Source organism: Larkinella arboricola (assembly GCF_003259745.1).
Lineage (GTDB): Bacteria > Bacteroidota > Bacteroidia > Cytophagales > Spirosomataceae > Larkinella > Larkinella arboricola.
Genome location: NZ_QLMC01000008.1, coordinates 261701 through 274551, shown reverse-complemented (window position 1 = coordinate 274551; position 12851 = coordinate 261701). Strand labels below are relative to the sequence as shown.

Sequence of the window (12851 nt, the reverse complement as noted above, 5' to 3'; positions counted from 1 at the left end):
AGTGTGACAGTAGGGGCGGCTCCGGTCGCTCAACAGACTCTGGTCAGCTTCAGCCTGATCAATGCCACCACCGATCAGGAGATTCGGGTGTTGAGCAATGGCGAGCAGATCAACCTGGCCACGCTGGGAACGCGTAATATTAACATCCGGGCTAACACCAACCCGGCTACGGTGGGCTCGGTGAAGATGGTATTGGGTGGCAAGCAGTCGCGTACGCAGACCGACAACGGGGTTCCGTATGCGTTGTTTGGCGACAGCAACGGTAACTTCAACAACTGGACGCCTGCTTTGGGCAGTTACACGCTGACGGGCACGCCGTATACGGCTTCCTCAGCCGGGGGAACCGCTGGTGTGCCGCTGACCATCAGCTTTACCGTCGTCGATCAGGCATCCGGAGCACGGGTGTCGGCGGAAGATGCAGGTGAGCTTCAGGTGATGTTGTTAGGGAACCCAATTACAAACGATGAAGTAGCATTTGAAGTGCGGGGAGCGAATGGCCGTCCGTTGCGAATGCAAATTCTGGATACGAAGGGACAGACGGTGACTGAGCGCCAAATCGATGAAGCGGCTCCGCTGGAGCGCCAACGGTTGTCGGTAGCAGGTCAGGCAACGGGTATATTAATCCTGCGGGTTAGTACACCGGAACAAAGCCGAACCCTGAAAGTAATAAAGGCTCAATAAGGAGTACTTAGTCATAAAAACGGTCCAGGTGCGAGCCTGGACCGTTTTTATATAAAAGCAGATCGAATGTTTTATGGACCTTCGCTAGAAGGAACTATCAGATTAAATAGCGTTCGGGATTCCTCTGTAGATAACCGGAGAGCCTTCAGTTATAATTTTTGAGCGAGCCTGAAAGTTGCTTTTTATGTTTTGAATCAGTAAAAAGCCACGAATTAACCCGAATTAAAAGATCTTCATCGTCTAATTCATGACCGCGTTTCTTGAGCATGGCTACCAGCTCCGGATCAGCCTTCATTTTAATACAAACTTTAATCAGGGCGTTGATCAGGCTATTTTTAGTTTTCAGCCGACTACTGGATAAGCTGGCTTTATAGATGGCCACAACCGTGGCTAGCAGGACGAGTATTCCGAGAATGATATATTCCATGGTGTAAGCGCGAGTTAATGGATATATGTACTACAAACGGCATTCCTTTTTCGAATGTTTTGCGGGATATACTCAATCCTTTTATAATTAAAATAGGAAAGATTTGATAGATAGGGGTGAAAATGGTGTTTTTACGAGGTGATAAGATTAAAAAGGCGGCCTGGTAACTGTTTTTGCCCATAAAGGCTTAGCCGATGTTAAGCTGAAAATAATGAGGAATGTGTTTTTTGGGAAAGCAAAAAACACATGATCATCCAATTTTAATTTTGGACGTTTACAGTAGATTTATCAGAAATTCATCGAGCGTATTTGTACCGGTTTTAAGAGAAGGCCGCAAGAAAAAAGAGCCCTGCTAGCGCAGCGCTTGCTGCCTAATCAGAGCCCTTACTTTACGGACAATAGGATTCCGCTTACAGATTCATACCACCTGAGACTTCAATTCGCTGTCCATTGATCCATTTGGCATCATCTGTACAAAGGAAGGCTACAACCCCACCAATGTCGTCGGGAAGGCCAGCACGGCCCAGCGCCGTAACACTAGACACCCATTGATTCAATTGCGTATTATCCCGTACATGACCACCGCCAAAATCCGTTTCAATAGCTCCGGGGGCTATCACGTTCACGGCTATTCCTCTGGCACCTAGCTCTTTGGCCTGATACCGGGTCAGCACTTCGATGGCACCTTTCAGGGCTCCATACGCCGAGGAACCCGGAATGGCGAAGCGGGCGAGACCGCTGGAAACGTTCACAATTCGTCCGCCATCGTTCAGTAGCGGCAGGGCCTTCTGCGTCAGAAAAAACACGCCTTTCAGGTGGATATTCGTTAGTTGATCAAATTGCTCCTCGGTGGTTTCGGCAAACGAAGCGTGAATGCCAATACCGGCGTTATTGATCAGAAAATCGAAATGGTTTGTGCCGAAAGTGGTTTCCAGCGTGGTTTTTAACTGTTCGAAAAAGCCGTCGAAACTTTTTACATCAGCGGTATTCAGTTGCAGAGCTGCGGCTTTCCGACCCGCCTGTTCAATTTCCGCAACGACGGCTAAAGCGTCATCTTTTTGGCTGTTGTACGTAAGGATAACGTCAATTCCTTTTTGAGCCAGGCTTAAGGCCATGTTTTTTCCGAGACCGCGGCTACCGCCGGTTACCAGAGCAATCTTACTGTTGTTCATCGTCGTGTGTGATTTGTTATGACGATACAAAAGTAGAGCAGTGCAGGGCCGGACTGTTTGCAAGCATCAATCCATCATTTGCAAAATTCAAAGCCGGTTAAGCTCGGAAGGACAAGGGCGCAAAGGAAGTCTGTTTCTTGAAAAAATTGGAGAAGTGAGCCACTTCTTCAAAACCGAGGGAATAAGCAATCTCGGAAATGTTCCAGTCGGTTTGTTTAAGCAGGATTTTCGCTTCCTGTATAATGCGGCCACTAATCAGATCAGTGGTGGTTTTACCGGTATTTTCCTTCAGAACTTTATTCAGGTGGTTGACGTGAACGGCCAGCCGGTCGGCAAAATCCTTAGCCGTCCGGAGGCTGAGTCTCTGCTGGGGCGATTCAATTGGAAACTGCCGTTCCAGAAGCTCAATGAACAGCGATGAAACCCGAGCCGACGCGTTGTGGGTTGGGTATAAGGCCGTTGCGGGTTGTAATTTCTGGCCAAGATGGATGAGTTCCAGCACGTAGTTTCGCAACAGATCATACTTGTAAGCATAATCGGATGACAATTCTCTGTACATTTTCTTAAAAACATACGCAATCTCATCGGCTTCTTCATCGGAAAGCTGGAAAATAGGATAGCCGCCGGGATGGTAAATCGGCAATTCGTCCAGCACGACGCCACTTTTACTATGAAGCAGGAAATCGCTCGTAAAAATGCAGAAATAACCAAACTGATTGTCGTCCTGCGGAACGTAGTGATACGGGATTTTTGGGGTCGCAAAAAGTAGCGCGTTCTTTTCAATATCTATGACCTTATCGGCGTATTCGGCCCGATTTCGACCGCTAATCAGACTGATTTTATAATAAGCACGCCGGTTGTAAGGCATAGCGGGCTTGAGATTTTTACGGGTTTGCGCGTGCAGCTCGTCAATTTTAAAGACGTTAAAGTGCCCAATTTCCTTATTGATGCCTTCGGGAAGTAACGCGGTAGTATCCTGATAAAAACTTTCGAGTGTTTTGATTTCCATGACGGGCGGAGTTTGCGAAAATCAAATATAGGCAATAGTGTAGTTCTATCCAGGTAGGTGAGCTTAAACCATATTCGAGCGGCTGATCAAATCTTTCCGACTGGATAAGCTTTCCTATAGGAGAGTGACATTGGGTTCGAAATACCGCCTTTCTCCGCTTTTGCGTATCAGCGCAGGCAGCGCCATCGTTGGAAGAACTGGATTAATCAGACAAACGGAAGCCTTTTTATCGGATTCGGACGGTTTTTACTTCTACTTCATCCTCTGCTAAACGGCCTCTATTTCTTAAAACAAGCCCGGCAAGGGTAGTGAATTGAGATTGCAATTAATTTCCGGTTTTCCAGAATAAAATCTTCGATGATTAAAAAAGGGAGGTGAAATCTGGAAAACAGTGAAATTATTTGACTACGTAGGTAACCAATCAATCACATAAAAGAAATCTTAATTCGCTAACTGCCGTACTCGATGTATGATAATTAATCGCTATAGAGCCGCATATTGTCCAGTAAAGACCAAGTTTTAAGGCTAATTTTAAAAAATAAGATATAATAGTTTAGATATTTTGTCTGATAATCATGGTGAATAGAGTGTAGATATAATGGTAATATATTGTATATCAAGATGTATATTCTGGTAATTAATATTTTAGTTGTCTAGTTAAAGAGTAGTTAATAGTCGTGCTGTTTATTATGGCTATAGAAGTAGTGTGACTAATTATTGAAAGTAAGTGATGACATATTAATCCGGTGCCAAATCAATTAATTAGGGCCGTATAATTAATTTTTACGTTTCGTATATAAGAAGTTTTATTCCGGTAAGTGTAGGGCCCCTTGTGACAGATAGTAGTTGCCTGTTTTTGGGTATTGTGTTGATATTTAATAAGTTGATGATGGTTTTTGGCGTTTGTGAGAACGTTTTTTTAAGAAGAATTGGTCGTCTTTGTTACAGGTATTTGATTATATATACCTATAAATAGGGAGTTGTTTGTGGTGAAAGCTCATTTAGATGTAACTTGGAAATTGAAATTAATAGGTATTTTTATGGGCGAAATAAGAAGTGGTTTCAACTGCTCGGATCGTTAGCTGCCAATCAGAATTTTTGATTTATCGTAACAGAATCTCCTCTGACATGGTGCAAGGAGCTACCACTATATATAGACTATAAGTAGGTTTTTGGTCGTGTACAAATTAGACGAATTTATCCACTGCACAAACAAAGTTTTTCTGCCAGAAATTAACTTTTTCATAAATGAAGAACCATGCAGTTGCAGGGGCATCCCCGGCCAAAAAGAATGAGAACGTTAGTCTCTGCCTGGATGCAAAAAGGGCCGTCAACGCGCCAAAACGGTTGGCTCACTCTTGAACAACAGCACCGTACAGCCCGGCGTAATGTGTCTTAACTTAGCAACTTTTTAAATAGTATAGTAAAAACAGGCAGGTTAGTTTAACCCATAGGGGTCATACAGATAAACGACCCTGCTTTTTAGTTCATTAACGCTTGAGAATCTGATTACTAATTTCGTTTTGTTTCATTTATTTAATCCTGTTATTATCTAATTACGTGCTTCTGTATGAAAAATTATCTTTACCTTTTTTTAGTGCTGCTGGTGTCTCCTTTATTGACATCATCCAGGACTCGAATCAATGATGGCCCCGGCCATAGCAGTAAGGACCCTGGCAACGCGACCAGAATTTCCGCTGTTAAAGTAGGCAATCTGCCTAACGCAAGAGTCGCTCTGGCTGACTGTCCAACTCCTTATGAAGAAAAGAATGGTCTGGTTATCATTGAAGCCGAGAACCTCACATTGCCCACGGGTTGGCAGAAAAGCAATACCGTAACTAACTATACCGGAACCGGTTACATCGGCTGGACCAAGGCTGAAAACCTCAATACCCAGGGAGTGGGCCTGATTGAGACGACTATTAAAATTACAAAAACCGGTAAATACACATTCCAGTGGCGCAATAAGGTAGGTCAGGGAACGGCCGGAAATGAGCATAATGACTCCTGGCTCCGTTTTCCAGACGCCAGCGATTTTTATGCGGAAAAGAACGGTCTTATCGTGTATCCTAAAGGATCGGGCAAAACGCCAGTAGCCTTTGGGTCAGGCGGAGACGGCTGGTTCAAGATTTTTTACAATGCACCCGGCCTAGTCTGGGCCTGGAATACCTTTGCCAACGACGAGGACGGAATGCCCGTAAAGGTGGAGTTCAATACGCCGGGGGTTTACAAGCTACAGATTTCAGCGCGGGCGTCGTACCACCTGATCGACCGGATTGTGTTATTTCACTCTACGGTGAATCAGTCATCGGCTCAATCATTGACCAATGCCGAAACGCTCTGTGCAGGCGCCGTACCCGGCAATAGCGCTCCGGTGGTAACGGCTCCAATTCCCGATCAGTCCGTAACGGCTGGACTAAACTTTTCCTACCAGGTTCCGTCCGCTACCTTCACGGATATTAATGGGGATGCGCTTACGTATTCGGCCAGCCTGCCCAACAACGCGGCACTTCCTGCGTGGCTGAGTTTCAACGGAGCCAGCCGCACATTCAGCGGTATTGCTCCCGGCAACAGCACTCCCGTTACCGTTCGGGTACTGGCCAGTGACGGAAAGGGTGGCTCGTCAGAAGACAGCTTTGTCATTTCGTTTACCAATTCCACCACTAACACCATTCCGGTGTTGACCCCCATTGGCAGCCAAACCGTTACGGTCAACAAGCCATTGACGTTTACGGCACAGGCTACTGACGCGAATGCGGGCCAAACCTTGACATACAGCGTGTCAGGACCTGCACAGGCCAGCATTAATCCGACTACAGGAGTCTTTAATTGGACGCCGACGGCGGTCGGTACCTATAACGTCGCCATCCGGGCAACCGATAACGGAAGTCCCGCGCTGACCGCGCAGGAAGTTGTCACGGTTTCGGTGATTCCGCCGGTGAGTCAGCAGTCGGTAGTGAGTTTTACGTTGATGAACGCGACTAACGATCAGGAAATCAAGACGCTGACGAACGGAGACCGGTTGAATCTGAACATATTGCCCTCACGTAATCTGAACATTCGGGTTAATACCAACCCCAGCCCGGTAGGTTCGGTCAAAATGGTTTTGACGGGTGCGCAAGGCCGTACGCAGACCGACAATGGCTTACCCTATGCTCTCTTCGGTGATACCAACGGCGACTTCAAGAACTGGACTCCCTCAGTGGGTAGCTATACATTAACAGCGACGCCGTATGTGGGTACTGCCGCAACCGACACGGCTGGAACTCCCCTGACGATCAACTTTACCGTGATTGATCAGGTACCGCGTCCACCGGTTGTTGCCAACGCAATCCCGGATCAGCACGCTATAGCGGATCTCAATTTCAACTTCGCGTTTGATGCAAACGCCTTCTCGGACCCCGATGGCGATGAACTGACCTACTCTGCCAGCCTGGGTGATAACACGGCTTTGCCGGAATGGCTAACCTTTACCTCAGCGACGCGTAGCTTCAATGGTACACCGCCTGCGGACGGCCCTGAAAGCATCACCGTGAAAGTAACGGCGAACGACGGAGAAGGTGGAACAGTAAGCGACAGCTTTGTGATCAGCATTGCTCCCCCGGTTGTTGCCGGTAGCTGGCAGAATATCATTCCCGCTTCGGGGAAACCAACCGCCCGTTTTGAGAACGGTTATGTACAGGCTGGCGACAAGTTTTACCTGATTGGTGGCCGGGGAATCAAGCCCGTACAGGTTTATAACCCGATCACGAAGGTCTGGACGAATGCCGCTCAGACCCCGGTTGATATGCACCACTTCCAGGCCGTTGAGATCGATGGTTTGATCTACGTAGTGGGTGCCCTTTCCGGAAACTATCCCCAGGAACCTACCGTCAATCAGGTTCATATTTATGACCCCAAAGCCAATAAATGGTATGTAGGTCCGAATATTCCAGAGAGTCGGCGCCGGGGAAGTGCTGGAGTAGTTGTCTATAACAAGAAGATTTATATCGTTGGGGGCAATACGAAAGGACACAACAACGGCTATGTCGCCTGGTTTGATGAGTACGACCCAGCAACTGGAATCTGGCGGACACTGCCCGACGCACCGCACGCACGCGATCACTTCCAGGCGGTGGTTCATGAAAATAAATTGTATGCGGCTGCCGGACGACGTTCGTCGGCCAATACCAATCAGACCTTTACACTGACTGTACCGGAAGTGGACGTCTATGATCTTACAACCGGTCAATGGTCTACCTTGCCCAATTCAATTCCGACCCCGCGTGCCGGAACATCGGCTGCGGTTCTAGATGGCGAATTGCTTATTATCGGTGGAGAAAGTAATCAGCCAGCCGCTCATGCTGAAACGGAGGCTTTGAATTTCGGGACCGGTATCTGGAAGAAACTGGCCAACATGCAGAAAGGTCGGCACGCAACTCAGGTAATCGTCAATAATGGCGGTGTCTACGTGGCAGCCGGTTCTGGTGCGCAGGGAAGCAGCGCCATCAGCGAGCAGGAAGTTTACTTCAAGGGCGAACCGACAACGCCGACGGTAACGCAGATTACGCCAGGTTCGATCTCGTCCGACGCGGGTTCAAGCCGAGTGCTGGAGCCGGTGCCGGTTAACGGGACTCGCACGACGGTTATTAAACTGTCAAATACCAGTGGTAATCAAGCGATTGTTGTTACGTCAGCCAGCTTCCCGCAAGGCTCTGAGTTTAAGGTGGATCACCCGGTTCCTTTTGTCATACCGGCGCAGGGATCAGTAGATGTACAGGTTAGCTTCAATCCGGTGTCAGAGGGAGATAAAGTATCTACATTAACCATCAGTAACACGGATGAAGATTTGTCTATCGTGCTGCTCGGCGAAGCAACCCCGGCTAACAAACCGCCCGTACTGGCTCCGATTAGCAACAAGACCGCTACGCTTGGCCAGGCCCTGACTTTCACGGCGCAGGCCACTGACCCCGATTCGGATCAAAGCCTAACTTACAGTGTTGAGGGCGCTCCTGCCGCCAGCATCAACCCCAGCACCGGAGCTTTCAGCTGGACCCCGACTACGACGGGTACCTTTAGCCTGACGGTTACCGCTACGGACAATGGTTTACCGGCGCTTTCCGACAAGAAAGTGTTTACGGTGACGGTTCCGCAGATGGTGTTGAGCCTTAGCCTGATGAACGCGACCAACGATCAGGAGATTAAAGTACTGACCAACGGTGAGACCATTAACCTGGCAACGTTGCCTTCGCGTAATCTGAACATTCGGGTTAATACCAACCCCAGCCCGGTAGGATCGGTCAACATGGTGCTGAGTGGCAAACAAAGCCGTAACCAAACGGATAATGGCTTGCCGTATGCCTTGTTCGGTGATACCAACGGTGACTTCAAGAACTGGACGCCGACGGTGGGCAGCTACACCCTGACGGCCACACCGTACACGGCTTCGGGCGCCACCGGAACCGCCGGAACTCCGCTCACGCTGAGCTTTACTGTGATTGATCAGGCTGTGTCCAACACGGCACCAGTGGCCCGGGCCGGTGCTGATCAGACCATTACACTGCCCACGAACAGCGTAACGCTGGATGGATCAACCAGTTCCGACGCCAATGGCAGCATTACCGCCTACAAATGGACGCAGCAAAGCGGTCCGGCAACGGCTACGCTGTCAAACAGTAATGCCGCCACCCTGACGGCCAGCAACCTGGTAGCGGGTACGTATGTGTTCCGGCTGACGGTAACCGATAACCAGAATGCTACAGCCTTTGACGAGCTGACGGTGAAAGTTAACCCGGTAGCCGCTGCTCAGCAGGTGGTGAGTTTTAGCCTGATGAACGCAAACGACGAACAGGAAATTTTGATCCTGACTGAAGGACAGGTCCTGAATCTGGCTGCCTTGCCCAGCAAAAGCCTGAACATCCGGGCGAATACCAACCCCAGTCCGGTGGGCTCGGTGAAGATGGTCCTGAGCGGCAAGCAAAGCCGTACCCAGACGGAAACCGGATTCCCGTATGCGTTATTCGGTGATAGCAACGGAAATTACAACAGCTGGACGCCCGCAGTAGGCAGCTATACGCTGACGGTAACCCCCTATACGGGAGCCAGTGCAACGGGTACGGCAGGTACGCCCTTAACGGTAAACTTCAGTGTGGTTGACCAGGCTCCGGCTGGTCGTCTGAGCGTGTTTGGCAATGCGGAAACGGCAGGGATGTCGATCAGGACGTATCCGAACCCCTTCACACGGTCTTTCAATCTGCAAATCAAAGGCCGGGAGGAAGGCAAACTGCCCGTGGTTGTCTATGACTCTTACGGTCGGGTTGTGTTGCAACTGGACGATGTGGAATCGGATCAGCAGATTCACTTAGGCAGTGAGTTCGTACCGGGTCTGTACGTGATACAGGTAGGGAAGGGCAAGCAGGCCAAACGATTCAAAGTGGTAAAAGGCCAGTAAGCCGTAAATAGTTAAAACAAAAACCGCCGGTCGGGCAGGAAGCGTAAAAACGCCAACTGCGCTGACCGGCGGTTTTGCTTATTATATTTTTTAGCTTACGATACGGCTTCTGTAAAGGTTTCGCGGGCTTTGGCAACCACTTCTTTCGCCGTAGCAACGGCGTCTTTCACATTGTCAAGCCCGCTAAGGAGAGCATCTTTTACATCGGTGTAAACATCATCCGCACCGGATTTTAGTTTACCGGCCTTGTACCGATACCGGGCTTTATCCACGACATTGCTGTTGTTGTAAGCCAGTGCCACGGCGGCTCCGGCAATCACAACGGCTGCAATACCGATTCCCCAGGCCCAGGCTGCTTTGTTGCTTTTTTCTTCGGTCTGAGCCGTATTTTTCGGCTCCATATTTTTCCGCATCATCTGGGCGAGGGTTTCCTGCGGAGTCAGATACGCCATGATTTCCTGCGCTTTGTTACCCAAACCGCCGGGAATCACCTTGGACGCTCCTTTCATCAGGGCGTTGTAGGCATCTTTAGCCACCACGACGGCATCGTCCAGGTTGTCCGTTACCTTCGCATTCGTGGCACCGGCTTTGTTGAAGAAATCAGTATCCGTTGCGTTCGGCAGCAGGGCCGTCACACTGACGTTCGTGTCTTTTAATTCGTTGATCAGGGATTGGGTAAAATTGTAGATGTATGCTTTGGTAGCGGCATAAACCGCCATCAGTGGCGTGGGAGTGATGGATGCAATCGACGCCAGATTCAGAATTTTACCCTCATTGCGCTCAACCATGTCTTTCAGAAAAAGCTTGGTCAGCAGCGTCGTGGTCAGTACGTTCAGGTGGATGAGCGATTTTTCCTTTTCCCAATCGGTTTCGGTAGCGAACAGGCCGTATGTACCAACACCGGCATCGTTGACCAGAATATCGACGGTAATATTTTTCTCTTTGACCTGGTTGTAAACATCCCGGGCGGCATCCTCTTTCGACAAATCCTTGGTAATCACTACGGTTTCAACGCCGTATTCATCCCAAAACTGGCCGCCCAGTTCGTTTAGTTTTTCGGTGCTTCGGGCAACGAGTACGAGGTTGTAGCCATCTTTGGCAAATAGTTTGGCAAGCTCATAGCCGATGCCGCTGGAGGCACCCGTGATCAAGGCGGTTTTCGCTGATTTATTTTCCTGATTAGTCATGATGTGTGAGTGGTTGATTCATCCGTTTCATTCTAACTGCCCAACGGGTCAGATGGTTAGAAATAATTTTGGCTTATTTCAAAAAATCGCCCAGCGCCTTCAGAAATCGTTCGGGTGCCTGAATGTGCGGAATGTGCCCCACGCCGTCTAGCTCGATGAGTTTGCCCGATTGCAGTTGCTTAACGGTTTGCCTGCCCAGTTCGGGGTATAAACCGTGCCGGGCCTGTTCGGTTTTGGAGAGCAGATTCTTGCCAACGACCGTGCGGTCTTCCTGCCCGATAATCAGCAGGGTAGGGGTTTTCAGGCGGTTAAACTCGTAACAGACGGGCTGTTCATAGATCATCAGGTAGGTGACGGCATTGGACCAGGCAATGGCGTTGAAGTCGGGCGATTTCAGGTCGCTGGCCTGCACCTGCACCAGGTCGTCGTATTCCGGTTTCCAGACGGGATAATAGCTTTTCTGGTACTGCTGATAGGATTCGAACGTGGCCGATTTCTCCTTCTGAAACTGCTGTTCAATGGTCTGGTACGGAACAAACGTCTTGTAATCTTCCAGGCCAATTGGGTTTTCGAGCACCAGCTTCTCCACGATTTCGGGATACATCAGGGTGAACCGCGTGCCGAGCATACCGCCCATAGAGTGAGCTAAAACCGTTACTTTCTGAATGCCGAGCGTATCGAGCAGGTGCCGGGTGTTGGCCGCCAGCCGGTGAAAGCTATAATGAATGTCGGGGTGTGACGACTTTCCCCAGCCCACCTGGTCGGGAACGATGGCCCGGTAGCCGTTGGCCGTCAGCCAGCGAATCACGGTCTGCCAGTAATACCCGTTAAAGTTTTTACCGTGCAGCAGCAAAACCGTCTTGCCGTTGGGTTGCGCGGGTCTGACATCCATATAAGCCATCCGGACGGGTTTGGACTCCATGTTCAGGGAAAGAAACTGCACCGGATAAGGATAGTCGACACCAGTAGATTGAGCAACAAGGACGGAAGGCAGAAAAAGAAGGCCCAGGCAGGCCAGAATCTGGAAGCTGAGGAGTCGCATAACAAAAGGAAGTTTGTTAAACCTACCAACGTTCAGCCGGTTGAGATGTTTGCAAATCGGATAAAACCTCCATCAGAAGCTATTTTACCGAAAGCCGGTATACTATTCATCCAGCCCGGTAACCACTGACCCGGTTTTTAAACCGCTAAAGTACTATGTATAGCAAGGTACCTTAGGAGGTTGTTACCTTTGAAACAACAAAGAACAGTAAACAACAAAAACCGAACATCCTTTAACACGCAAACAACAATACGATGAAAACTCTATTTGCCTCCGCCCTCATTGCCCTCACCCTGGTTGCCACCCAGACGTTTGCCGCCGATAACGGTGACAAAGCCAAAGCCACTTTCCAGTCGGCCGTTTATCCGATGATCAACAGCATGAAAGTCGGTGTAAACGTTAGTAAAGAAAAAGACAGTAAGGTAAACATCAAGTTACTCAGCCATACGGGCCGGATACTGGTTACGAGAAAGCTGGGAAAAGGCAGCGAAGCCTCAAATCTTCGTTTTGACCTGAATGATCTGGAAGACGGCGTTTACAAGGTTGAAATTTCGGATGGTAACTATACGGAAGTCAAAACCGTAAAACTGGAAACTAATACACCTGTCGTATATACCCACCGTTTGGTGAGTATGAATTAATAGACGATTAAATTTTCCTGGTTCTGAAAAAGTCCGGCTGAAAAGTCGGATTTTTGTTTTTAAGCCCGGTAAAAGTCCTTAATTTATCAGACAGATTCAGTTGGTTTTAGCGTTGTCTATGAAGAGAGTCTTCCTCTCCGGAAAAGGCGGTTTGTGGCCAGGTTTATTGTACGGTACGGCATAATTGTTGCTTTCTTTATTCTGAAAGTTCCTACCCGCTCCTGCAACGAAATAGTTAGTCGATCTCTAACGGAAGAAATAG

The 12851-nt window shown here is 48.9% G+C and carries 8 protein-coding genes; 3 read left to right on the top strand and 5 right to left on the bottom strand.

Annotated features, from left to right (window positions below; genetic code table 11):
• Nucleotides 1–681: T9SS type A sorting domain-containing protein (locus tag LX87_RS26190; RefSeq protein ID WP_146624565.1), on the top strand; the 681-nt coding region annotated here is incomplete at its 5' end.
• Between the two features lie 145 nt (nt 682–826).
• Here the strand turns inward: LX87_RS26190 and LX87_RS26185 are convergent.
• From LX87_RS26185 to LX87_RS26175, 3 genes are all read right to left on the bottom strand, one after another.
• Nucleotides 827–1108, bottom strand: coding sequence for a hypothetical protein (locus LX87_RS26185; RefSeq protein WP_111631265.1), 282 nt, complete (start codon nt 1106–1108; stop codon nt 827–829).
• A gap of 410 nt (nt 1109–1518) precedes the next feature.
• Entirely contained in the window at nt 1519–2280 is a 762-nt protein-coding gene (locus LX87_RS26180; RefSeq protein WP_111631264.1) for an SDR family NAD(P)-dependent oxidoreductase, read from the bottom strand.
• Nucleotides 2281–2377: 97 nt separating this feature from the next.
• Nucleotides 2378–3289 (bottom strand): helix-turn-helix domain-containing protein, encoded by a 912-nt coding sequence (locus LX87_RS26175; protein WP_111631263.1) that lies wholly within the window; start codon nt 3287–3289, stop codon nt 2378–2380.
• Nucleotides 3290–4859: 1570 nt separating this feature from the next.
• Between LX87_RS26175 and LX87_RS26170 the strand changes: the two genes are divergently transcribed.
• Entirely contained in the window at nt 4860–9719 is a 4860-nt protein-coding gene (locus LX87_RS26170; protein WP_111631262.1) for a putative Ig domain-containing protein, read from the top strand.
• A gap of 95 nt (nt 9720–9814) precedes the next feature.
• On the opposite strand, the gene LX87_RS26165 is transcribed toward LX87_RS26170, so the two are convergent.
• The gene (locus LX87_RS26165; protein WP_111631261.1) at nt 9815–10906 is read right to left on the bottom strand and encodes an SDR family NAD(P)-dependent oxidoreductase; all 1092 of its coding nucleotides are present in this window, start codon (nt 10904–10906) and stop codon (nt 9815–9817) included.
• A gap of 73 nt (nt 10907–10979) precedes the next feature.
• Entirely contained in the window at nt 10980–11948 is a 969-nt protein-coding gene (locus LX87_RS26160; RefSeq protein ID WP_111631260.1) for an alpha/beta fold hydrolase, read from the bottom strand.
• A gap of 254 nt (nt 11949–12202) precedes the next feature.
• On the opposite strand from LX87_RS26160, the gene LX87_RS26155 reads away from it, so the two are divergent.
• Complete coding sequence (locus LX87_RS26155) at nt 12203–12589, top strand: T9SS type A sorting domain-containing protein (protein ID WP_111631259.1); 387 nt, start codon at nt 12203–12205, stop codon at nt 12587–12589.
• Nucleotides 12590–12851 lie beyond the last annotated feature (262 nt).